The organism is Vibrio sp. MM46, assembly GCF_027587135.1.
Lineage (GTDB): Bacteria > Pseudomonadota > Gammaproteobacteria > Enterobacterales > Vibrionaceae > Vibrio > Vibrio harveyi.
In genome coordinates, this window is record NZ_JAPPTO010000039.1 from 1 (window position 1) to 22,495 (window position 22,495).

Annotated in this window: 20 protein-coding genes and 6 pseudogenes; 12 read left to right on the plus strand and 14 right to left on the minus strand. The window is 40.0% G+C overall.

Annotation, left to right across the window (positions count from 1 at the left end; translation table 11 throughout):
• Positions 1–318: hypothetical protein (locus tag OH459_RS26270; protein WP_269989519.1), on the minus strand; the 318-nt coding region annotated here is incomplete at its 3' end.
• A gap of 362 nt (positions 319–680) precedes the next feature.
• Here OH459_RS26270 and OH459_RS26275 point away from each other — a divergent pair.
• The gene (locus OH459_RS26275) at positions 681–908 is read left to right on the plus strand and encodes a hypothetical protein (protein ID WP_110416486.1); all 228 of its coding nucleotides are present in this window, start codon (positions 681–683) and stop codon (positions 906–908) included.
• Between the two features lie 11 nt (positions 909–919).
• Here the strand turns inward: OH459_RS26275 and OH459_RS26280 are convergent, their stop codons facing one another.
• The 6 genes from OH459_RS26280 to OH459_RS26305 all read right to left on the minus strand — a co-directional run bounded on the left by OH459_RS26280 (position 920) and on the right by OH459_RS26305 (position 4,607).
• Positions 920–1,363 carry a lytic transglycosylase domain-containing protein gene (locus OH459_RS26280; RefSeq protein WP_301182675.1) on the minus strand — a complete coding sequence of 148 codons (444 nt, stop codon included), beginning with the start codon at positions 1,361–1,363 and terminating at the stop codon, positions 920–922.
• Between the two features lie 454 nt (positions 1,364–1,817).
• Positions 1,818–2,153, minus strand: a complete 336-nt coding sequence (locus tag OH459_RS26285) for a hypothetical protein (protein WP_050926420.1) — start codon at positions 2,151–2,153, stop codon at positions 1,818–1,820.
• Positions 2,154–2,233: 80 nt separating this feature from the next.
• Positions 2,234–2,620: a DUF7659 family protein gene (locus OH459_RS26290; protein ID WP_050907598.1), complete on the minus strand. Its 387-nt coding sequence runs from the start codon at positions 2,618–2,620 to the stop codon at positions 2,234–2,236.
• A 26-nt stretch (positions 2,621–2,646) separates the two neighbouring features.
• The gene (locus OH459_RS26295; protein WP_050907597.1) at positions 2,647–2,898 is read right to left on the minus strand and encodes a hypothetical protein; all 252 of its coding nucleotides are present in this window, start codon (positions 2,896–2,898) and stop codon (positions 2,647–2,649) included.
• A gap of 717 nt (positions 2,899–3,615) precedes the next feature.
• A complete protein-coding gene (locus OH459_RS26300) occupies positions 3,616–4,455 on the minus strand; it encodes a hypothetical protein (protein WP_253260648.1) in 840 nt (279 codons plus the stop codon).
• Entirely contained in the window at positions 4,455–4,607 is a 153-nt protein-coding gene (locus OH459_RS26305; protein ID WP_253260649.1) for a hypothetical protein, read from the minus strand. The genes OH459_RS26300 and OH459_RS26305 overlap by 1 nt, the downstream gene beginning before the upstream one ends.
• A 285-nt stretch (positions 4,608–4,892) precedes the next feature.
• Between OH459_RS26305 and OH459_RS26310 the strand changes: the two are divergent.
• Positions 4,893–5,042, plus strand: a pseudogene (locus OH459_RS26310) (IS256 family transposase); the annotation flags it as partial.
• A 29-nt stretch (positions 5,043–5,071) separates the two neighbouring features.
• Here OH459_RS26310 and OH459_RS26315 read toward each other — a convergent pair.
• The 4 genes and pseudogenes from OH459_RS26315 to OH459_RS26330 all read right to left on the minus strand — a co-directional run.
• Positions 5,072–5,278: pseudogene (locus OH459_RS26315) on the minus strand (transposase); the annotation flags it as partial.
• Between the two features lie 76 nt (positions 5,279–5,354).
• Entirely contained in the window at positions 5,355–6,968 is a 1,614-nt protein-coding gene (locus tag OH459_RS26320) for a methyl-accepting chemotaxis protein (protein ID WP_237358040.1), read from the minus strand.
• A gap of 235 nt (positions 6,969–7,203) precedes the next feature.
• Positions 7,204–8,432 (minus strand): annotated as a pseudogene (locus OH459_RS26325) (IS3 family transposase).
• Positions 8,433–8,966: 534 nt separating this feature from the next.
• Positions 8,967–10,178 carry an HD-GYP domain-containing protein gene (locus OH459_RS26330; protein WP_269989520.1) on the minus strand — a complete coding sequence of 404 codons (1,212 nt, stop codon included), beginning with the start codon at positions 10,176–10,178 and terminating at the stop codon, positions 8,967–8,969.
• A 597-nt stretch (positions 10,179–10,775) separates the two neighbouring features.
• On the opposite strand from OH459_RS26330, the gene OH459_RS26335 reads away from it, so the two are divergent.
• The 6 genes and pseudogenes from OH459_RS26335 to OH459_RS26360 all read left to right on the plus strand — a co-directional run.
• Positions 10,776–11,066 (plus strand): hypothetical protein, encoded by a 291-nt coding sequence (locus tag OH459_RS26335; RefSeq protein ID WP_050926408.1) that lies wholly within the window; start codon positions 10,776–10,778, stop codon positions 11,064–11,066.
• 17 nt (positions 11,067–11,083) lie between these two features.
• Positions 11,084–12,034 (plus strand): annotated as a pseudogene (locus OH459_RS26340) (IS91 family transposase); the annotation flags it as partial.
• Between the two features lie 250 nt (positions 12,035–12,284).
• Positions 12,285–13,019, plus strand: a complete 735-nt coding sequence (locus OH459_RS26345) for a peptidase (protein ID WP_050926409.1) — start codon at positions 12,285–12,287, stop codon at positions 13,017–13,019.
• 228 nt (positions 13,020–13,247) lie between these two features.
• A pseudogene (locus OH459_RS26350) lies at positions 13,248–13,970 on the plus strand (IS6 family transposase).
• A 363-nt stretch (positions 13,971–14,333) separates the two neighbouring features.
• A complete protein-coding gene (locus OH459_RS26355; protein WP_050926491.1) occupies positions 14,334–15,830 on the plus strand; it encodes a hypothetical protein in 1,497 nt (498 codons plus the stop codon).
• Positions 15,831–15,933: 103 nt separating this feature from the next.
• Positions 15,934–16,104: pseudogene (locus OH459_RS26360) on the plus strand (transposase); the annotation flags it as partial.
• Between the two features lie 118 nt (positions 16,105–16,222).
• Here the strand turns inward: OH459_RS26360 and OH459_RS26365 are convergent.
• On the minus strand, positions 16,223–16,534 hold the full coding sequence (locus tag OH459_RS26365; protein ID WP_050926490.1) for a hypothetical protein: 312 nt from the start codon (positions 16,532–16,534) through the stop codon (positions 16,223–16,225).
• Positions 16,535–17,453: 919 nt separating this feature from the next.
• Between OH459_RS26365 and OH459_RS26370 the strand changes: the two genes are divergently transcribed.
• On the plus strand, positions 17,454–17,615 hold the full coding sequence (locus tag OH459_RS26370) for a Hok/Gef family protein (protein ID WP_017191368.1): 162 nt from the start codon (positions 17,454–17,456) through the stop codon (positions 17,613–17,615).
• A gap of 105 nt (positions 17,616–17,720) precedes the next feature.
• Entirely contained in the window at positions 17,721–18,302 is a 582-nt protein-coding gene (locus OH459_RS26375) for a DUF2913 family protein (RefSeq protein WP_050908921.1), read from the plus strand.
• A gap of 28 nt (positions 18,303–18,330) precedes the next feature.
• Here OH459_RS26375 and OH459_RS26380 read toward each other — a convergent pair whose 3' ends face one another.
• Together OH459_RS26380 and OH459_RS26385 are read right to left on the minus strand one after the other, a co-directional pair.
• On the minus strand, positions 18,331–18,690 hold the full coding sequence (locus OH459_RS26380) for a hypothetical protein (protein ID WP_017191122.1): 360 nt from the start codon (positions 18,688–18,690) through the stop codon (positions 18,331–18,333).
• Positions 18,691–18,785: 95 nt separating this feature from the next.
• Complete coding sequence (locus tag OH459_RS26385) at positions 18,786–19,877, minus strand: DNA-binding protein (RefSeq protein ID WP_017817462.1); 1,092 nt, start codon at positions 19,875–19,877, stop codon at positions 18,786–18,788.
• Between the two features lie 368 nt (positions 19,878–20,245).
• Here OH459_RS26385 and OH459_RS26390 point away from each other — a divergent pair, with 368 nt between their 5' ends.
• On the plus strand, positions 20,246–21,481 hold the full coding sequence (locus tag OH459_RS26390) for a hypothetical protein (protein WP_017817461.1): 1,236 nt from the start codon (positions 20,246–20,248) through the stop codon (positions 21,479–21,481).
• On the plus strand, positions 21,471–21,710 hold the full coding sequence (locus OH459_RS26395) for a hypothetical protein (RefSeq protein WP_230689957.1): 240 nt from the start codon (positions 21,471–21,473) through the stop codon (positions 21,708–21,710). Before OH459_RS26390 ends, OH459_RS26395 begins: the two co-directional genes overlap by 11 nt.
• The last annotated feature ends 785 nt before the right edge of the window (positions 21,711–22,495 follow it).

Consider the following 22,495-nt stretch of genomic DNA (forward strand, 5'->3'; position numbering starts at 1 on the left):
TTCCACATCAGCGGAAACTAAACTGCGCATTTCAGTTGCATCCTTTTTATTTTCATGAAATGCAACGCCATCAAAACTTTGAGTATGGGTTAAATTTCCAATCCCTTGGATCATTCTGATCCGCAAGTACATCTCCTCCATCAACTCACGGTTAGACGGACGATCATCTTCCTTATCGTTCAGCTTAATACGCAGTGCTAACGTTAGAAGCTGCCTAACCGCTTCGGCATCCCCCAACTTTTCTCTATCTCTGAACGTCTTGAAATCTTGCTCCAGTTTACCCCGAATGTAACTCTGTACTGAAAAAGCTTTTGCCATAATCCTGTGCTCCTCTCTTCATTTTACATCCAAATACACGCTGTAAATATACATTACTTTCACCTTACATGTAAATCACTCCACAACGAAATAAACCTTTATTTTTATTCAAAAACAATAGCTTAATTACACTCAAATCAATCATACATTACATATGCTTTAAACACCTTTCCAGCCCTTTAGCAATAAGGGATTAAGTACAATCAATGCATTAATGATGTAAAGTCACATTGGATTTTGTCGGCTAATTAGTTGAGATTTTGAAAATTTTTTTGATGGTCATTTTGCCTTAGCGTGACTTTGTAACTCATTGTTTTTATTGTCTTTATATTTTTCACAGACAACCATTCGCATTGGAATCAATGCGCCGTGGGGTGTGGTCGCTTTCGGAGAAAGAGAAAAGTCAAGATGACAACATCAGCATTCAATGGATCAACTTGGAAACAACTGACCAGTGCAAAGCTAAAAAGCCGTACCCATGGCGACTGAATAGGGAACAGCAAGAAGAGTCAGACGCAGGAACGAAGAGAGAGAAGGAAGAGAAGGAAGAGAAGGAAGAGAAGATGATAACCATCATTGCACCACAATAGTGCAATGATGGTTATTTAACTTTTGCGGAATAATAAACAGATTGGACTTTTTGGATGTATATTTTTCTGGCGTTCTCGGTACGTTTGGAGAACCCTGCATTATAAGCGCCTATGCTGTTCCAGTTATAGCCGTGAGTAGCAAAGTTCGTACTTAATACCCAAGCACCTAATGACACATTAAAACACGGCTCATAGACATTCTTCTCGTTCACATTAAGATCAGCAAGTTTGCTAAACCAGATTGAATTAATTTGCATCAACCCAAAATCACGGCTAGTGATCTTACCCGCAGCGTTTTTATTTTCGTTATAAGCAGCCGGATCAAGGCTACTTTCAACTTGAGAAATCGCCCTTAATAAATCTGGTGATACATTATAATATTGTCCAGCCTCATCAAAACAAAAAGCAGACGTTTGAAAGGGAACTAGAAAAACAAAGATCATTTTAAATTTCATAACACAACCACAACAAATGACATAAATAAATAAATGCAAAAACTCAAAGCAGTTTACCATGAGGAGCGGCGTGACGAGTAGAGAATGCGCTCACGAGGTGAGTAAGAAGCACGATAGCAGTATAATAGAAATCTAAAGAAAGGTTCAGAATTCACCATACCACAAAATACCCTCCATCCTGCTAGACCTTGATGACTCGATAATAAAAACAAGCTCATTATTATTGTGATGGTTCCACAATACTGACAACACAAAATGAGGGTTATAGTCGGATGACAAAGAAAAAAACAGCGTGATCAGCGAACACTTATTCATATCACACCTATACTCGCTTTAGCCTCATCGTTTATTATGAATAAGTGCGATTCGATTTTTAAAACCTAAACGAAAAATCAGAAAATCAAACGCAAAAAATCCAGTCATTGACTGGATTTGGTTTTAGTTTATTTTGTAATTAGTATTCATGCGGTAATAATACCGTCGTCACGCTGCGATCCCACTCGGTAATAATCCAAATCTGTTTATCGCACAATCGATAGCCTGACATAATGCGCTCACCTGTTTTTGTGGCTTCATCATTTGAAATCTTATCTTCAATTGGCATATTTCCCCAATCACCATTTTGGTGACGAATTAAACAGACGCGCAGACTTGCTCCGATATTTTCACGTAATAGAGCGTCAATGCCTTGCGTGATCACCACCTTGCCTAAATCAAATGGTTCTGCCGTACAAACGTAAGTTTGTGCTTTCAATTGTTCTTTGGTTGGGATAATATTTAACTCGTTCATTTTTAGATCCTGAGTAAGTTTAATTGTGGACACTGCCTAGATATTTGTTAGTGCAAATATCTAGGCGTTTTTATATGTGCTTAATACACATCTTCGGTTTTACGGATGTGGTTAAACACCTCATAAACTTCATCGTATGAAACGTCGTAGCTTTCAAGCTTTTCAACGCAGTCAAAAATATCATTGGTGTAAAAACACTCGTGATTGAATAGCTCACGGCGGATGATGGCTTTGATGCCATTTTCGGCAATATCTTGCGCAATCCCTTCCTTTTGGATCTCGTCTAGCTTTTCGACTAAAGCACTCGCATTACTCTCTGGCACGATCATGCCAAAGCCAAGTGAAACGTATTTGATCCCCTCTTTTTTCGCTGCGTTAAATTGTTCATTTGAAAAGGCAAAAAATGCGCCTAACTGGTCAAATAAAACGGTTTGTTTTTCATTGGTGTAATCTGATAAATATCTCATTGTTATGCCTCTGTGGAATGGTTTGATTAAATACGATTAAGGTCGATACATGCAGTAGCGGTACAAACATAATTCAAAGGGTTACATCTAATATGGCGAACAGGCTTTCTCTTCAATCCATGAATTTCTCTTAATCGGTCTAAAATTTTCAGATCACGTTGACGCTTGCGCTGAATCAAAGAGAAATCATTTTTAGGAGGGCTTTCGCGATCCAACGGCGAGACGTTGGTCGCTGTTTGGCATTTAGAGAGAGTTAGGGTTGAGCTTTGTTGCGCCATATTGAGTTTCCTTTTCGTTTGAGTATCACTTTCCGGAGCCGCTTAGCTGTCCGCACTCACAACATCGTTCTGGCTTGACAAGGGGCTAGTAGCCCTTAGCAGCTTGTTGCTTTAGGGATACAGCGCGAAGCCTCCCTTGCAAGACAGGTTGTGTTGAGAGAAGGTTAAACAGCTTGCGAGCCCGTAATGTGATGCGAGTAGAAAGGAAAATCGGCGCATAAAAAACCAACCCTTACTCGAACTTAATGTCAGGCAGTGAAAGGCAACGACGAGGCGCAGCTACGCAGTAGCGGAGGCGTTCAGGGTTGTAGCGATATCCTTGCAGATAGGGGCTTTAGAGCTTCACGCCCTGGGAAGGCACTTGTGACTTTTCAGGGGGATGAAGATCTTAGCCCATAGATGGAAGATTCTAGCGAAAAGCCCTGCCCGAAGGGTAACGCCCAAGTCGAACCCAATATCGAGCATCGGTTGCAACTGGAAACGACGTCAACATAGACCGAACTTCAACAACAAGGCTGAAATCAGCACACTAATTTGAACCCACCCAAACAATAAACACCTTGGGTTCAAAAAAGTCTGCCGTGGTACATCAGTCAATTAAAACCTCGGGAAAGATTCTTTCTTGACGCACCAGAACAACAGCATCATTTAGTAAGATAAATAATTTACCTCTTATTCATATGCATACGATTAAGGCGTGAATATTTCAACATTCGCTTACTTCTTTTGATACTGCATTAATTGACCTTCTAGCTTCGCACTCAGTTTTTGAGCTTCACCAAGAGAAGCTTGGGTCTCTAAGAGGGCTTCATTCTTCTTATTAAGTTCTGTATTTAAGCTTTCTATGCAACTTTCAGCGCGAATATGTGCTGCTTTCTCTTCGTCGAACTTGCCTTGTAACTGGTCGTTAGCAACCTTTTGATTAGCCATCTGTTCAGTTAATGAACCAACCAGCCCTTGCAGCGAACCCAATTCTTTTTCGGACATTTTCAGGCTTGCGTTCAGCTTCGTCATTTCCTCTGACTTCCCTTCTAACTGCTTGTTTAGCTGTTCGACTTGGCTTTCAGACTTCGCTTGCGCTTGCTGCGACAAAGAGAGGTTATTCAGTGCTGTTTTTAGCTCTTGACCTGTTTCTGATAGTTGTTTGTTTAGTGACTCAACTTGACCTTGAGCTTTCGCTTTGTCCGATTCAGCTATATTTAGCTGCTTTTGCATTGATGCGATCTGTTTTTGCATCTCAGCTAGACGTTCATCACGTTCCGCAACGGTATCGAGCGCAGCTTTCGTTTCACTCTGAGCAACATTCAACGCAGCATTGAGACGACTGCTCTCTTTTTGCTCCAACTTTAACTGTTCTTGTAAATCAGTATTCGTTTCAAGCGCATCTTCTAGCTGCTCGAACGCTTTATCTTGTTCTTGGATCGATTCCGCTTCGCGCTTTGCTGCGTTAGCGGCACGTTCGTTTGCTTCTGCAATCGCTTGGTTAAGACGCAGCTCAACAGTGTAGTGAGCGTGGTCGTTGATCTGGTGAACAAGCTGTTCAACATCACCAATCATTACCGACAATCGCTCTGCGATTTCTGGCGGTAACTCCTGATGAGTGATGGTTTGTTACGCAGTGACGTTCCATTGATGTTTTTACCCTCAACTAAAAGCGCATTTGCTGCTTCTATGACTTGCTGATCTGAAAAAGCTCTTTCTCTAGCCATGTTACGTTCCTTTGTTACGTTTAAGGTTTGTTTGTACGTTTGTTATTATACAAACAAACAAATAGAATAAAAAATAGCCAACAATATCTAGCAAGGGATTTGGGGGGGGGGGATGAAATTCCCTGTACGCGAACATGCAACCGTCACAAACTGACAGCAACAACACAGGAGAAGAAAGAAATGAAAGCCGTGAGATTAGAGGAAGTTGAAAGCATTATGCGTTGACGTGATCGCTCTAGCGCCAAGGACGGGTATTGGCAGCGAGAAATGTTCGATAAATACTTTACGTTGGTGATGGCCTACAAGTTAATGCGCAGTGCAGAGACGAAGTAGCGTCGTCTACGAGGTTTTGCACTCCTAGCGGATGTTGTGAAAGATGTTCGCTTCATCGATGGAGTGAAAGAAATGGAGACTCTTCAACAGGCTACTGCATGATCTCCATACACCACATTTGACAATAGCTCTATTGATTTGCCTGAGCAGTCATTACGAGAATTGGAATTGGTTCTAAATTGGTGTTTATGATAACCAAGGTGCTCATCAAGTTCGACGTTTAACGCTGTTTCAACGGTCACCTTAGTTAACATTTTTCGGAAGTCATCAAGCTCAGATTCAGTCTTAATTGACTTCGCCACTTCACAAGCAAAAACTTCAAGTGCTTTCTTATCCATACTGTCCATCCTTAGCTTTTAAGGCTTAAATTTAGACAGTTACACAGAATTCAGGACACTCTAGAATTAATACAAATTAAACTTTAAAGAATGACAGCATCTCATTTTGTTTTTCCGCTAACAACGATAACTCTCTGCTTGCTGAGCTACTTTGACTCAAAGAAGCTGATTCTTGCTCGGAAATATTAGAAATATTAACAATATTATTACTAATTTCATTGGTTACTTGAGATTGTTCCTCGGAAGCTGTCGCCACCAAAGTATTAATATCAGTGATTTCAGACATATTTTGCCTAATCTGATATAGAGATTCATTAACCTCTTTGTTCAATTCTTGTGTCGACAACATAAGAGTTAAACTTGATGCCATACTGCTACTTGCAGATATAGACGAGGATTGTAGATCTTCGATAATATGTTGTATCTCAGACGTAGAATCTGATGTTCTCTTAGCGAGCATTCTCACTTCATCCGCAACGACAGCAAAACCCCGTCCGCTTTCACCCGCTCTAGCAGCTTCGATCGCAGCATTGAGAGCAAGTAAATTAGTCTGTTCTGAAATAGACAGAATAACGTCTATAACTGTGCTAATTCTATCTGAGTGCTCTTTTACAGAAGAAACAACAGCAGAAAGTTCATTTAAAGAGTTACCTACCTCATTAAATGCACTAGCGCTTTGCTCAAATAAAGTAAATCCATGGTCTGTGATTGCATCAATATCGCGAGCTTTGTTATCTGCAAATATTGCGTTATCTTTAACATTGTCCGCAGTGCTAGATAGTTCAGTTATAGCCGTAGCAACCAAAGCAATTTCGTTCACCGATTGGACCGAGTTAAGTTCAGATTGTTCTGTAATTGCAGAAAGTTCTGTTGCAGCAGCGGCTACTTCGCTACTCATGTCAATTAAGGCAGATACTGTTGTACGTACACTCTCTATTGTTTCGTTTAAATCTTTACCAAGTTGATAGATTTCATTTTTACCTGAATCATCAACAGATTGATTAAAATCACCAGAAGCAAGCTTCTGAATTACAGATTGCACATTCTTTATTGGCTTCACAATAAAGCCTGATAACTGGATAGCAAAAACAAAAACCACGAATGAGATACCTACTAACCCCATAACTGACCATTGAATCAGAGTTTGTGTACTTTTTTTAGAATTCGTAACTTGTTCATTTGAAAGTTCTTTAACCAGTTTTGTCATTTCTTGCAAATTTAAAATTAGAGCTCGACCTGATGCTGTGAAGTCACTATTATATTTACTCCATTCAATCTCATTGAGTTCTCCATCCTTGTACGCTTCTTTATTTTTCTGTATAACCCGAGCATAATCTCGGTAGACTTCAAGATTCTCATCAAGATTCTTTACTGCTTCTTTCGAGTGGGAAAGAGCTTTAAGCTCTTCAATATCCACTTGTATACTTTCAAACCATTTATCTACTTTTGTAGCGATATTTTCCTCATCCTTAAAAAGAGCTGAACGTAACTCAAGTCTTATATCGTAGGTTTTATTAACAATTGAAAATATCGCTTCCTCTTTTGATAGAACATCATCAAAAGAATCAAATATATTATGATTATTTTCAGTAATTAAAGATGTAACAATTGAAAAGGAAATCAGAACAGCAACAAACAAACCCAAAACTGGCAACATTATTTGCCATTTAAGCTTAACATACTTTAACATAGGCACCTCATTATAAATGAAATATTATATTTTACGCGCAATTTACTTAAATAAAAATGATTTAAACCATCAGTTTCATCATCTCACTCAATGAGCTTTGTTGATTAATTTAATAAAATTTGCAACATGTTATCAAACTGTGAGTTCGCAAATAAAAAGCACATCAGCAATTTCCTGAAGATTCTAATCATTACTAATTAGATGTCTCGTCCTAAAATACGTTGACAGTTTTACACTAAGCCAACTGCCCCAGCAGTTGGCTTTTGTCATGCACCTCATTTGGGGTTCTCATCCCGAGACTAAGGTGCGGTCTCATATTGTTATAGATACTAACGGACTGCTTTACTAGCTGTTTGAGATCTTCGATATTCCGACTCCTATGAAGTAAGAACTCTTGCTTTAGTATCCCGTTGACCCTCTCTGCTAACGCGTTCTGATAACAGTCATATCCATCGGTCATTGATGGTTTTATATCGCCAACTTTTAACAGCGTTTGGTAGACGCTTGAGCAATATTGGAGCCCTCGGTCTGAATGATGAATACATGGACACCGATATTGGCGAGCTTTTATCGCCATACGTAATGCCTTTACAACATCGGTTGCTTTCATCTCATTACTCAATTCATATCCCATAACTTTACGGCTAAATGCATCTGTCACAAGTGACAAGTAATGGACGCCTTCGTCTGATTGAACAAAAGTAATGTCACTGACTAATACTTCTTCGGGGCGACTAGGCCTAAACTCCTTAAGCAAGTTAGGATGCTTTTTCATCCAAAGACGACTGTTGGTTGTCTTTGTATAGCTGCGCTTTGGTCGAATAAGAAGCCTTTCATGACGTAAGTAGTCAAAAAGTGCATCTCTACCCAGTTTAATGCCAGCCCTTATCAGCTTTGGTTTGAGTAAAAAGTGTAGCTTTCTCGTTCCAATTCGAGGCATATAACGGCGCAACTCTAGGACCATTTCCTTTACTGGTTGGATTTCTATTTTCCGCGCAGTTGTTCGTTTCTCTCTTTGGTAAACACTTTGTCTCGATATTCAACATAAGCGGCAGACTCTGGCTAAACTGAGTCCTTTCTGTTTTTGAAGGCTTCTCGCTCCTTGGCAAGATACTTTTTTCTCAGGTTTGTCCCATGCTCAGAGTCAAGAATATCGACGACTTCATTCAAGAACAGGTTTCTTATCCGCTCGTCTTCGAGTTCTCTTTCAAGACGTTTTATTTTTTTGAGCGGGTGACTCATTCGGCTTTGTAGTTTTATACATGGCGTTCTCCCTTGGGTTATGCGTCCAATCCATTTTTCCATGCTTTCTTAGCCAAGTTAAAACGGTTGAGCGACCTTGGATACCATAACTTGTTTGTAGGTCATTTCGCCTTTTTCCACGGCATCAACGACCTGTAATTTAAAGCCTATTGTGTAATCACGCTGAGTGCGCTTAATGTAGGATGTATTTGAAGTTGTCATAATTAGTCCTCAATGTGTAAACACATTTCAGGACGAGACAAGATAACCAATTTATAAGTCACGAACATATTACGGCTTTTTTGATTTGAGTTCATGCTTATGTTCATTGGTCAAAGAATTCTCATGACTAATTTGGGAAAAGTAAATTATTACCTTCTAACGAAGGTGGCTTTGTGTGAGCCCCCTAAAATGGGGGGTGAGTCTAGATTTAATACCACAGTCTCACTTGGCCTATTCGTGACTAAGTTTATGACGTCGCTAAAAAGTAGAAGTAAAACAAAGCCATTGAGTTTATTGAAGAACTACAATTTCTGTACTTCAGTTAGCTTCTGATAAATACGGAGCAGACATAAACAACATTGATATTAAGGCATAACCGAAGTAAATGATAACCACCTACTGAAGTAGGTGGTTTAGAGCTAACAACAAAAATTTCCAATGCTCACGGGAAGAATCATTAAATGTAACAATCAACATATTGGTAAAGCAATTCGCTACTCAACGGACATCGTAAAGAACCAGCCTTAATTTCGCTTAATCGTAGAAAGGTTTTGGATCCACTTCTAACGATGATGGCGCTACCGCGTTCTCAACCGAATGTGGGCTGTTTTTTAAATCTACCATAGCAACATCGATGTAACGCTTGTACTTCCGCGAGTAGAAACACTTCACGATGGGTTTAAGTGGTTGAGAATCGTTGGATGTCCACACAATGCTAACTCGACCATCACTCAATTGTACTATCGAGCCCACAGGGTACACACCTATGCAGTTGATGAACTTGTACACCAAGTCGGGATCAAGATGGAATGGCGTCAAACTCAATAAGATTTTAAACGCTTCTGCCGAGCTCATGCCCTTTTTGTAGACGCGATCCGCCGTCAATGCATCATAGATATCAACGATACAGCTCATGCGCCCATGCATCGGGATTTGCTCACATGATAAGCCCAGTGGGTAACCAGTACCATCAAGTTTCTCGTGGTGCATCAAGCACACATCACGACTCACGCTACTCAACCCTTTAACGCCAACAATGATCTCACCTGCGAACACTTGGTGGAGTTTCATGTGTTCAAATTCTTCTGGCGTTAAACGAGCAGGTTTATGCAAGATCTCATCATCAACTTTGATTTTACCAACATCATGAATGATGCCGCCGATCGCAAGTTGTTTCAGCATCTCTTTTTCTAACCCTAAATGCTTACCGAAAGAAACCAATAAACAAGCGACATTCACTGAGTGCTCCAAAAGGTAACTGTCTTTTTGGCGCAGCGCTGATACACATTGGAGTGCATCAGAATCAATGAATACGCTGTCAATCATGTCATCGGCCCACGATTCAATCTCGTTGACCTCAAGTATTTTTCCTTCAAAGGTTTGGCTCAGCAGCTTTTGTGCTAAACATTTCGCTTCCGCGATCAGTATTTTAGCACGCTTGTGCTGCGCTTCGCGGGAACGGAATGCTCGTTGGATTTGAGAGGTGGCCGTAATTTCAGAAGCTGACAACGTAATGTCATGCACTTCTTCAACAGGATTAAAGACGCACTGCTGCGCTGAGAGTTTCTGATCGACCCAAACATACCTTACGCCGCTTGCATGCAGTTTTTTGATGCCCTGCTCCGTAGAGACACGACCAGCATTCGCGAGGTTGACACGTTTGTTCTGTTCAATCGCAGTAACGAACATACCGATACTGACGTCTGCAATCGCTATTTTTATTGAGTCTTCTGGCTTGTACTGCATATGCGCAACTTGTTAACACTTATTATTTAGCAAACACATTATAAGAGTTCTGGCTATTTATTGTTATAAGAATTCACTATCACTTAAAGTTAATGATCTTTTTGCCAACATATGAAATAACAATACTGTATTATTTTATTCAAAGTGACGATTCTCAAATTGGCTTTTTAATGTTGATTTGTATATCACATCAAAGTCAGATTAAATAGCTAAATTTAGGGTGATTTTTGCCATTCTCTGATTACTACAGAATGACAAAAATCATCCATATTCCACTTCAATACTTTGTATTTCTCGCCTGAAAGTTAATTACCGCTTTCTATCAAATGTTAAACGCTAGTAACATACTTTCATTTCAGCTCGCCCTCTAAACTCAAAAATGACACATTTCTAGTCCTATCCCATAACAGCTCGCTGCATCAGTCAGGTGAAGTGAATGTGAGCTTTGTTCAATGAACCGGCGGCATAGCCGCCTGAGCGAGCTACGCTCGAAAGCAAAGAGACTCACCCCTTACAACGCACTGACAATTTAGAGTTCACCTCTGAACTCATTCCACTTTAAATACCTTTAATTCATTGAAAATATAAGGTAATCACATGTATCTTACCCCTCAAGAATCAATAGAACAGCTACAGTTTGAACTCAATGATACTAAAGGCCGATTGGACGCTTTAAGTTTTATGGCTCGGATAATCCTCGATAGCGTGAAGCTTCAGGATGAAGAAGCTTACCAAGCATTAAAAATGGCTTGCCTCACATACAGCCAAGACCACCTAGCCGCTCTAGGGGAGATTGGTGAAGATGATATAGAGGAGCAAGCTCAGGCTTTTGCAGAAGAGATTGAAAATTTATTCTGCGATGAAGAGGACCTATTTGGCGAAGAGTAGCGATAACCCCCCCCCTCATGCACTTACGCTCACTCAGGCAACTGTTTGCTCGAAATGGCACTTGGGCAATATATCTCAGCAAACATATCTCTGAAATCAGAGAGGTTGTTGTCGATAACGTTACCCGTATGATGGCTTACGGCTCAACGAACATGGGGTCGCGTCTCTACAAATGCAAAAACTCCGGTTGTACCTACACCAAATATCTCAATCAAAGCTGTAAGTCTCGTGCTTGCAGCAGTTGTGGCGTCAAATCCACCGAAAGGTGGATACGCCAACAACAGCATGTGCTGCCAGACTGCGAATGGCAGCATATCACCTTCACTACGCCAAGTTCGCTCTGGCCTATCTTTCGTCATAATCGCTGGTTGCTTAATCGATTATTCAAGTGTGCAGCTACCATTTTAACGACCTGGGCTAAACAGCAAGGGGGAGAAATTGGTGTTTTCTGTGCGCTTCATACCTACGGTCGCAAGCTCAATTGGAATTGTCATGTTCACGCATCAGCGACACGCGGAGGGATTTGCCAACGAACAGGGCTGTGGAAGCCGATTTATTTCAAAGCCAAAGTGACAGAAGCGTGTTGGTGAGCTGCGATTACGCAGCTCTTAAGCTCACATTACTCAGAGCTTGACTTAAGCGCAGACGATTGCCCCTACGTTCGTCATGAAGGAGATTGGCACGCTTTTCTTCGTAGTCAATATCGCCGCCGTTGGAAACTGCATTTTGGAAAGAAGACAGACCAACAGCATAAAACAATCAATTATTTAGGCCGCTACTTGAAGCGTCCACCAATCTCAGGCTCTCGCTTGCATCACTACAGTAAAGGAGGACAACTGACGTTCGAATACCTCAATCATCGGAGTGGAGAAAAAGAGAGGCTGACTTTAACAGCTGAGGAGTTGATTTGTCGGCTCATAGAACATATCCCGGATAAACATTTCAAGATGATCCGCTACTTCGGTTTTCGTCTCGGTTTTTTTCTTAACATTTTGGCTTTCCCGATCCCTTGAGCTTAGTGTTTTTTCTTGTTTCGTAATCATCCATTACCATTGTAACTGCCAAATAAATCATGAACTCAGTAAGTACTTTCGAAATCATGCAGCTTGTTACTCGATATGGTTAAGAACTATGTAATGTACATTTTTTTAAACATATTTGGAACTTATACAAATAATCGAATGTCTATGAAAATATCCCATAAACGAGTGATACTTTATGAAAACTAAACTATTGGCATTAACGCTCCCTTTAACTCTATGTTCTTTCGCTTATGCTAACAATTCTGAGTTAGATTTAACTGAAGTAACTATAGCTAACGATGCGATTTACTATAAGGGAGTATTATCACCCGAAGGCAACGAATTAGCTTTTAAACTTTATGAAAGAGCCAAGGAGAAACCGAATACTTTAATAATAACTAGTGACGGTGGTGATATCATGTTAGGTATTGAGCTGGGTAGATGGGTTTATGATAATAAGATGAGTGTAGAAGTCAATGATTATTGCCTTTCATCTTGCGCAAACTATGTCTTTACTGCAGGTAAGATTAAGTACATTTCTAATAGAGCTATCATTGGTTTTCATGGTGGTGCAACTAGTGAAGTGTTCGATATGTCCGAGATTGATGATATGTTGTTTGGCCTACCTAAGAAAGAAAGAGATAAAGAAAAAAGACGCTTATTGTTAGATATGCAAAGATATCTTAAAAAAGCTAAAGCCGAAGAAAAAGAATACTTCAAGAAAATTAAAGTTAATCAGGCGATAACCACATTAGGACAAAATGACAAATATAAAATCTATGATACTAACCGTTATTCCGGCTGGACATATGTTCCTGACGACTATGAAAAGCTTGGTGTTTATAATGTAATAGTTAAATCCCCACCTTGGAAGCTCGTACAGATAGAAAATAAAGGATTTGGAGAGGTGTTTATTGTTAAAGTTGAATAAAAGGAAAAAGCATAGCTATACATCCAGTTCATTGAAAGTCCTTAATAGTTCGAAATTTTAATTCTAAACATTAAGATAAATTTCAAGGCAAATAATCATCTGAAATATGTATTTTTAATTGACATTATTAAATATATTAGTCTTAACACTTCAATTTTAAAAGGAGCTTGTTGCAAAAATTCAATTAAAGCTCAGGATTTCAGTTTTCCCACTTAATTTAGTGACGTTATGAGCAACCCTGAATTCAAATGGAAATACTTTGCCTCTGAAGTCATTCTTTGGTGCTTGCGTTGGTATGGCTCTACTCCAATGAGCTACGCCAACCTAAGCGACATGCTGTAGGAGTGAGGGGTTTCGGTTCACCACTCAACGATTTATCGATGGTTCATTGAATATGCCCCTGCACTACATAAAAATTATGGCATCATCAACTCATTCAAGCTGACTCTTCATGGCAACTCGACGAAATCTATGTGACGATGAAAAGTAAATAACATTATCTGTATCGAGCCATCAACAAGCAAGACGAGACTTCTCACAAAAACGTAATAAAGATGCGGCTTATCAGCTCTTGAAGCAGTGTCTGCGTTACTATCCAAAAGCGTTGCAGCCTCAAACATTAAACACCGACAAGCATCCCTCCTATGCTAATGCGATTACCCACTTAAAAAAGGGGGACGACTTCGACCGGATGTCGAACAGCGGCAAGTAAAGTATCTCAATAATGGTATTGAATCCAACCATGCCCCGTTCAAGAAGCTCATTGTAGGTACCGGTGGTTTCAAAATTCTGAAGCGAGCGAGGTCAATAATTCAGGGGGTCGAATCATTACGTATGTTGAACAAAGGACTGTTTGATTTTTGGTTACGTCATGATGAACATAAAACTCTTGCACGGGAGAACTCCGGCTTCATGAATCGCGTGTTCAATGTAGAGAGGATTTTCAACTAGAAATGGACGAACTCACTCTTCTGTATTTTTTCAACAGCCTTCAATTTATCCCTAGAGCAACAAAGCCCATAATAGCCATAAAAATAACAAAATAAAAACCACTACTGACATCCATTTATTACAAAAACGGTTAAATTATTTTTATATTATCGTATGGCATTTCTCTTTACATGGTAATAAATATCAAAAATTAACTATCATCTGATAGATGATTGATGGAAAAGTTATATCCAACGTTCTTGATTTAATTTCCAAAATGAACAAGTCCAATTCTAGCGATCCATATTTCGATATTAATTTAAGGTGTAAACCAACTATTTAATACTAGACTATATCATACATTTCAAATTTAAGGAAAAATACATGGTTAATCCAATAAATAAGAATACTCAAAGTTTTTCCCCTGAACTAGAGCAATTTCGCCTTATTGCAGCTCAAAAAGATGACAGGGTAATTAGTAAACAAGGAGAAGTTAAAGAACCATCTACATTCCATCGAGGACAAAAATTCACTTTAATTAATGAAAAGGCATTAAAGTCAAAATATCCGAAGTTCTACCAAGAAAACATTAAAACACATTTAGATTTTAAACAAGCTTTGTTGAAAAAAGAGAAACCTGATATTGCATTGTTAGCTTTCTCTTTAGTTAGTCCTTCTGGATATAGAGGAGAGCCCTTGACTGAAAGAAAGATTTTTGAGGTCGTCAATTTGTTAGAAGAAATAAAGGTTGATGATAGTTCTTATCAACAACTGAAGAGTCTGTTTGACATTATTGGTAGGGATCCGCGTTTACAAATAATGTTAGAGCAACATTACCCAGGGAAAATGGATGGTTTTAGCGCTGAATTATTAAATTTTTCTAAAGAAAAGTTAAAAACTCAAGGTCCTACGACTTTATTAAATGCAATCCTACCAGGAGTAGGGAGCCTGATTTCTATTGGTCGTAACCTATATAAAACATCGAAACATTGTGATTCTGAGGCATACCTCCATCAAATGGAGCAAATTACAAAATTAACCAATAAGAACAAAAAATTATCTATTCCCATGATGCAAACATTAGCATTCGAACATGCTAAATTATCTGCTGAAGGAGCTATTTCTGCGACTTTGACAACAGTTAAACTTGGTGTAAGCGGTGGTTTTGGAGTTTCAGGGGTTGCTATCACTCCAAAACCGCTTTCAATACTCACGAAAACAATAGAAAATTCCACAATGTCTTCCATAGCGTCATCTGCTGCTAGCGTAGGAAAACCAGCTTTAAACTTTGCAGGAAACCACTTGTTAAATAAAGAAATGAAAGATTTATTACATGTGAGTAATATTTCGGGAGTTTTACCTCGAATTGAAGTATCTAACAACAAGGGAAACTTTACCTTTAGTATGCAAAACGCGGCGTCAGTGCGTGCTTTAATGGCATACCTTGGTCCCAAAGAAGATGAATCTATGACATCCGTTAATGCATCGAGAGATGTTCAGGATATGGAATCTGCTCGTTTAACTTTAAAAAAAATGCTAGGGTCTGATGCTAGTGAACACTTGATACCAAGTACTCAGTCATCATTGAGATCGGATACGAGAAAAGAATTGCTTCAAACCGAATCGATAGCTAATGGAGCACTCAAAAAACTATTAAACGAAGATTGGGATTGGTTAGTGCCAGCAATAAAAGCTATTGAACAAGGCAAAACGAGTGAAATCAATACCATTTTAACTTATACACTTCCTCTTGATACACCGAATGGACAAACTTACTTAAAGAAAAGCCCAAATCTAAATGATGAACAAATATTTGCCCTAGAGCAGCTTGGTTCACCTAGCCAATTAAGATTAATGTACCTAGCTGAAGGTTGGATTTAAGTATCGTTGGAAACAAAATGGTTCTGTCGCATAATGAGGAACTAAGAACCTATCTCAATAGGTGTTGTCTGAGTAAAATCAACACCTATTGAAAATATTGTAAATGAGTTCAACACAATACACCTAATCTCTGATGCCCTTTTGGCAAAAATTGAGCGTCTGTTACCTATCCGAAAGACTCCCCCCTCTCGGTACACATCGAAAGAGGGTCGATAATCGTGATGCCATGAATGGCATTCTTTTTGTTCTCAGAACCGATTGTCAGTGGAATGCATCACAAACGTGTTGAATAAGTTCGAGCTTTTCAGCTCTTGGGAGCTCATAGTCAGTAGCATTCCTGCATCTTAAGCAAAAAATCCTAAGGTGCGGATTCTACACTTAATGTGACATTTCTAAGGGGGGGGGAGGATCACCATGTCCGAATATTCGCGCTCATACCACGCCCAAAAATCCGATTTAGGCATTGATACAGGCCCATTGTGACGGAAACAATCATCCATACCCATAGATTGGGTTTCTAGCGTTACAATGTCAGCATAAGCAAGTAACTGAGCGATTTTCTTTTTCGCATTCTTACGTAACTTACGACTCGTAAAAGATTTTAAAAACTCATCTTTAGAGGAAGTCTTCGGCTCCAAGTCCGAGAACTTGGTCGGTTTAGGCTGCTTAGTGATGGTTGAGCAAATTACGTTTGAGTCAGTCATGGTGAAGTTTCCTATGTTTGTTTGAGTTTTCATCTTCGTCGTCTGACTGTCCAGCCCTCAAGCATGGTTCTAAATGACAAGGGCGCGAAGCGGCTCTGCCTTACCTTGTCATTTAGGGTCTGATTGAGGATGGTTAACAGGAAGAAACGAGACGTAGATGGGAACTCACATAGGAAACGGCATGACTGACGAGAAGGTAAGGTGCGATTACCAGCCACTTAGCAGACTAAAACGAAAGATGTTTTTTGTAACGAGGAACGAGGCGCAGCGCGTCGCCTCAGACGCATAGCGAAGTTGCGTTAGGGATTGTGTGACAGGAACTCAAACGAACAGAGCCGGCGAATACCAAGTGAAGCATGAACCTGGTATTCGCCAGCTCGTCTTGAGTTGAGTTATCGATACGAGGCGTAGCCGAAAAGCCCGACCGCTTGCGGTAACGCCCAACTCGAACCCAATATCGAGCATCGATTACAACTGGAAACGGCACCAATATAGACCGACCATCAACAGCAAGGCTGAAACCAGCACACTAATTTGAACCCATCTAAACAATAAACACCTTAGGTTCAAAAAAGTATGCCGTGGTATATCAGTCAATTAAAATCTCGGAAAAGATACTTTTCTTGACACACTTAAACAACTACATCACTTAGCAGTGATAAATAATTCCTCTCTTATTCGTACGCATACGTTTAAGAAAGAATATTTAAAATGGGTTTGAGAAACAAAAGGATAGAGAGAGAAGCAGAAAAGCTTTAGAATGTTGCTGGGTGCTCTTGGTTTTCTACCATGAGCAAAACCTGTTTTGTAAGTGGTAGAAAATACAAAGCCCCGAATGAACTATAAATTCAAACGAGGCAACGTATATGTATCTAGCAATACAAATACTAGCCTCTTTACCATTAGGAGGCAATGAAAAATGCCAAAAAGTAAAACCGCCTTAGCGGGATTAGTAGTGATTTGTATCACTGTGTTGGTGGGACTATGGCTTGTCCGCGACTCACTTTGTGAGGTGCGTTACAAGGATGAACACACCGACTTTCTGGCACGCTTCGTTGTCTACGAAACTATGGTGAAGTAAGCTGGACAGGAAGAGGGTTCGCCCTCTTCCTGATTCAGTCTTGTTATGATGCAGACCAACGAGCACCCATATTTAATATTACGTATAGAGCAACCTAAAATAGCGATGCAAATCAAACGAGATTTTGAGTATTACCACAATCTGCATAACCTAGTGACTCACGCCCTACTTCACTTACTTGGTAAAGTATCAGCGACGAGTCGCCACGTTCCGATCAACACCCGAAATGAAATTTTGATCCGATACCTCAAACCCAAAGTGACTAACAAGGGTTTATCTAATATCAAAAAAGACATTAAGCTCATGCTTAATGTAGCTCGAAAGCAGGGAGGGAATCTAGAAATGAGATTGTACGATCTAAACTCGCGGGCCAATCGCACGAAACTTGTTGGGGCAGAAAAGCTCTATAACCTACTCGTTCACCTTTACGATGTAGAAGGTATCGAGTCACGCTTGTTTGAAGATGGCAGCGAAGCTGAGCCTGGAATCCTTTATATGATTGAAGATCAGATAGAGCATGGCTTTGACCATGAGCAAAAACAAGTTGCCCCGCTTTCAATGCTCATCCAGTTGGAGAGAGCTCCAGAACTTATCGACTCGATAAATCAGCATGGACTTTTCCTTGCTGAAATGAAAGAGTGGAATGCAGAGACACGTCAAGCACATATAGTTGTACACCCGAATTAATCAGCGTTTTCTCTTCTCTATCAGCGAGCTATGATTTCACGTAAGATCGCTTTGGTCTTAGTAAAGATGAATAATAAGTTTCAGCGAACTGGCGACCATTATCTGTTAATTGCCACATACTTTCCGTTTCTCTGACATTATCATTAATTAGTTTTCCGGTATTTGGCTGAAAAACTAAATAACCATGTTTGGCAAGCGTTCGCAATGAAACTAAAAAATGATTCTTTGCTAACGAGATCTCAACGTGGCTTTCTTCATTCAACTCAGCTTCCACTTTAGTACGTAAAAAACTCGTATTAACAGGTATATGCTTACCAAACCGCAGTTCTAGGAAATGCAGCAGTAAAAGCGATTTCTTTTGTTGCTTACTGATTCGAATTGTTGACATTTGCCTTTAACCATATGCATACAAACGAGATTCATAGTATAATTTATATCTTAATCGTATGCATACGATTAAGATGTGAATATTTCTATATTCGCTTACTTCTTTTGATACTGCATTAATTGACCTTCTAGCTTCGCACTCAGTTTTTGAGCTTCACCAAGAGAAGCTTGGGTTTCTAAGAGAGCTTCATTCTTCTTATTAAGTTCTGTATTTAAGCTTTCTATGCGACTTTCAGCGCGAATATGTGCGGCTTTCTCTTCGTCGAATTTGCCTTGTAACTGGTCGTTAGCAGCCTTTTGATTAGCCATCTGGTCAGTTAACGAACCAACCTGCCCTAGCAACGACCCCAATTCTTTTTCGGACATTTTCAGGCTTGTGTTCAGCTTCATCATTTCCTCTGACTTCCCTTCTAACTGCTTGTTTAGCTGTTCGACTTGGCTTTCAGACTTCGCTTGCGCTTGCTGCGACAAAGAGAGGTTATCCAGTGCCGTTTTTAGCTCTTGACCTGTTTCTGATAGTTGTTTGTTTAGTGACTCAACTTGACCTTGAGCTTTCGCTTTATCAGATTCGGCTTTATTAAGCTGCTGCTGCATCGATGAAATTTGTTTCTGCATATCAGCTAAGCGATCATCACGTTCAGCGACACTATCAAGTGCAGCTTTCGTTTCACTCTGAGCAACATTCAACGCAGCATTGAGACGACTGCTCTCTTTTTGCTCCAACTTTAACTGTTCTTGTAAATCAGTATTCGTTTCAAGCGCATCTTCCAGCTGCTCGAACGCTTTATCTTGTTCTTGAATCGATTCTGCTTCGCGCTTTGCTGCGTTAGCGGCACGTTCGTTTGCTTCTGCAATCGCTTGATTAAGACGCTGCTCAACAGTGTAGTGAGCGTGGTCGTTGATCTGGTGAACAAGCTGTTCAACATCACCAAGCATTACCGACAAACGCTCTGCGATTTCTGGCGGTAACTCCTGTTGAGTAATCATTTGTTCAGTTGAATCAGGGAGAGTCGGTGCGAGGATTTCACCCGCATCTTCAAGTGATTTAAACGCAGACATCAAAGCCGAAGGACGCCCTGTTCCGATTTTGTTTCGTAATGACGTTCCATTGATATTTTTACCCTCAACTAAAAGCGCATTTGCAGCTTCAATGACTTGCTGATCTGTAAAAGCTCTTTCTCTAGCCATGTTACGTTCTCCTGTCACGTTTAAAATTTTGTTTGTACGTTTGTTATCATACAAACAAACCAACGAACATACAAACAAATAGTATAAAATGCATTCAACAAAATGTTAGAGAGGTTTGATGAGTTCTATTGGAAACGGGAATTTCGGCGGTTCCGGCTTAGCCCCCTCTACATTTATTGAACTTTTCGCAGAAATGGGCACAAAACCCCTTATCTGAGTAAGTGTTAGGGCTTCCCCTTGTACGATGTAGTCTCTTGAGAGTTTGATATATATTTTTCATATAAATCAATCACGAAATTATAAATTTTGAGTTGTTTATGTGCTACAAGGTTTGTATGTTGACTTCTTTGATCTAAGGAGTTGCATCAGTGAAAAATATTCTATTTATTGCTCTTTTGGTTATGCCGTTTTATTCAAGTGCGGGGGCGACAGTGCCGCCACCTCAGAGAGTTTATGTTGATAAAGTGACAAGCCCTGATGGTCGTGACTTGGAGTGGGCACAAGGGGAGCGCTTAGCAAGCGTGGTTTTTACGGATTTAGCTGCAGAGATAAGAGTCTCTAGGTTTACAAATACGTATTACTTTGAGGATGAGCCAGGCACGATTAAATCATCCTCTAGGACGGGGTTGTTTTTTGAATTTAAGAATTCGGAAGATTTCACGTTGGGGGATGAGGCTATTTTTGAAGTGAAATTTCTTACACCTGACCGCTCTCGCTTTGTTACGCATCGAAGTTGTCACACTAAAGTTGTGTTTGGTGGTCCTAATCAAGAAACCTGTGAAACAAAGTTTGTTAAGCATTCAATAAAGATTACTCGCGACTCAAAGGGTGCGCTGCGCTTAAAGAGTGATTCTGATGACTTTCTTAGTTACGGGTATAAAAAAAGTGGTGGTCGAGAGTACTTTGAGGTTTTCAGTACGATAGATCTCATGACACATTGGAACCTTAAAGATAAAGACGCAGTACCTTATATTGTTTTGACTGCATTTAATGCAAATTCTAACTCCTCTAAGTCTGTTGAGGCGCCTGCTGTTCTCGCTAAATATACTGGCGTTCAAAATGCAGCCAAAGTATGGGATGTATACAAACCAACAGTGGAGTCGTACATAAGAGATAGCAATAGGCCAGATATAAGACCCGTCGTTCAGGTAGGGGTGAGTGTTCAGGTTCGGCAGGTGGAAGTTGCTGGCACTGTAACGAGTGATTTTAAGGATATTGATGTGGCTTTTAGTGGTGGGGTAGCTATAAGCAATACTGATCTAGAGATTAATGCGTCAGTGATGGGGTTCGCGACAGATTCATTGGAAAGTGTGACTTCAGGAACCTCTACAACGGTGAGTGGGGAGCTTGGCAGTGCAGTGAATGTTGGCGGCGCGCTAAGTTATAACTCAAATAATGAGTTGTTTGGAGCAGGGATTAGTGTTGGCTTTGGAAGCGCTATTGATGTAGATCTCTCTGTGACAGAGAGTACTGTTGTTTATACAACGAGGACTTCAAGTGATGAGTCGGAGCGCGGGGATGGAAATCGTAGAGATGGGTATAACGAGCGCGAAGGTCGCACTAGTCGTGTAGATGGTGAGGGGGGGAGATCTATTGAGCATTGATAATTTTATGGTGTGGTTGCAAGACAGCCTTGGTGTGCTTTTGGTTGCGGCTGTTTTTTTTTATGGAGGACTGAAGTTTTTACATTGGGGGCGCACTGGTGTTTTGGATAGGCGTGATATAAGAGATAATCCGAGGTATATGAAGTTAGCTACGGCTTGTGGTTATTTTTCGATTGGTTTTTCTGTTTTTATAGTTTGTTTAATGTTCTTTTTAAAGTGGCCGACGTGAGATTGGTACTCACCCTCCGATATTAAAAAAGATCCCGTAGTGGGATCTTTTTTTTAAAAGTCGTAGTTTTGAGGCTTAGGGTAGGAGATCGAGACGAAACAAAAAATCATCACAAACGTTTAACATTTGGAGAGAAACTGTAATTAACTTTCAGGAGGAAAATACAAGGAATGGAGGTGGAAGGTGGGTGATTTCTGCCATTCTGTAGCAATCAGAGAATGGAGCCAGCAAAAATCACCCTAATTTTGTCAATTTAACATATGATCTGTAACCTGTACATTAAATGTACGCCCTGTGAGCGCAAGTTTAAGACGCGATATTCCTCCAACTTAGATATGTCACATTAAGTGTAGAATCCGCACCTTAGGATTTTTTGCTTAAGGAGACCATTCCTTCTTTCATTGGGGTTTAAAACCATGTCTAGGCTTTGTTGCGTAAAAGAATTATTGACTACTCTTCACCTTTATTTATCAAATATTAGGCTACTCATCCCTTATCTGACGGTTTTAAACATCGACAGGTAAAGATGATACTTCTGTTTGGTGGCACTAAAACAGGTCACATTCACCATTTCGCAACAAAGTTCCATGTTTATGCGAGCTACTACGAATGAAGGATTTTTCTTACTTATTCTCTTTTTTATTACCCTTCCAAAAACCTCGAACAAATAAAGCTTATCACATAAAAGAATGAGCTATTTACGACACCTACATTTCATAGTTCCAGCCAATTTGTGAAGAGCCGCATAGTTTCCTAGGTGGTGTACTTGTAAATTATAGTGGAAA

Excerpts from the sequence above, each read along its gene's own strand:
- OH459_RS26355 (WP_050926491.1), top strand. The coding sequence starts at position 14,334 with ATGGTTAATCCAATAAATAAGAATACTCAAAGTTTTTCCCCTGAACTA.
- OH459_RS26380 (WP_017191122.1), bottom strand. The coding sequence starts at position 18,690 with ATGTCAACAATTCGAATCAGTAAGCAACAAAAGAAATCGCTTTTACTG.
- OH459_RS26335 (WP_050926408.1), top strand. The coding sequence starts at position 10,776 with ATGTATCTTACCCCTCAAGAATCAATAGAACAGCTACAGTTTGAACTC.
- OH459_RS26330 (WP_269989520.1), bottom strand. The coding sequence starts at position 10,178 with ATGCAGTACAAGCCAGAAGACTCAATAAAAATAGCGATTGCAGACGTC.
- OH459_RS26280 (WP_301182675.1), bottom strand. The coding sequence starts at position 1,363 with ATGAAATTTAAAATGATCTTTGTTTTTCTAGTTCCCTTTCAAACGTCT.
- OH459_RS26285 (WP_050926420.1), bottom strand. The coding sequence starts at position 2,153 with ATGAACGAGTTAAATATTATCCCAACCAAAGAACAATTGAAAGCACAA.
- OH459_RS26370 (WP_017191368.1), top strand. The coding sequence starts at position 17,454 with ATGCCAAAAAGTAAAACCGCCTTAGCGGGATTAGTAGTGATTTGTATC.
- OH459_RS26295 (WP_050907597.1), bottom strand. The coding sequence starts at position 2,898 with ATGGCGCAACAAAGCTCAACCCTAACTCTCTCTAAATGCCAAACAGCG.
- OH459_RS26320 (WP_237358040.1), bottom strand. The coding sequence starts at position 6,968 with ATGTTAAAGTATGTTAAGCTTAAATGGCAAATAATGTTGCCAGTTTTG.
- OH459_RS26275 (WP_110416486.1), top strand. The coding sequence starts at position 681 with ATGCGCCGTGGGGTGTGGTCGCTTTCGGAGAAAGAGAAAAGTCAAGAT.
- OH459_RS26290 (WP_050907598.1), bottom strand. The coding sequence starts at position 2,620 with ATGAGATATTTATCAGATTACACCAATGAAAAACAAACCGTTTTATTT.
- OH459_RS26385 (WP_017817462.1), bottom strand. The coding sequence starts at position 19,877 with ATGGCTAGAGAAAGAGCTTTTACAGATCAGCAAGTCATTGAAGCTGCA.
- OH459_RS26375 (WP_050908921.1), top strand. The coding sequence starts at position 17,721 with ATGCAAATCAAACGAGATTTTGAGTATTACCACAATCTGCATAACCTA.
- OH459_RS26365 (WP_050926490.1), bottom strand. The coding sequence starts at position 16,534 with ATGACTGACTCAAACGTAATTTGCTCAACCATCACTAAGCAGCCTAAA.
- OH459_RS26345 (WP_050926409.1), top strand. The coding sequence starts at position 12,285 with ATGAAAACTAAACTATTGGCATTAACGCTCCCTTTAACTCTATGTTCT.
- OH459_RS26305 (WP_253260649.1), bottom strand. The coding sequence starts at position 4,607 with ATGGCTAGAGAAAGAGCTTTTTCAGATCAGCAAGTCATAGAAGCAGCA.
- OH459_RS26300 (WP_253260648.1), bottom strand. The coding sequence starts at position 4,455 with ATGATTGGTGATGTTGAACAGCTTGTTCACCAGATCAACGACCACGCT.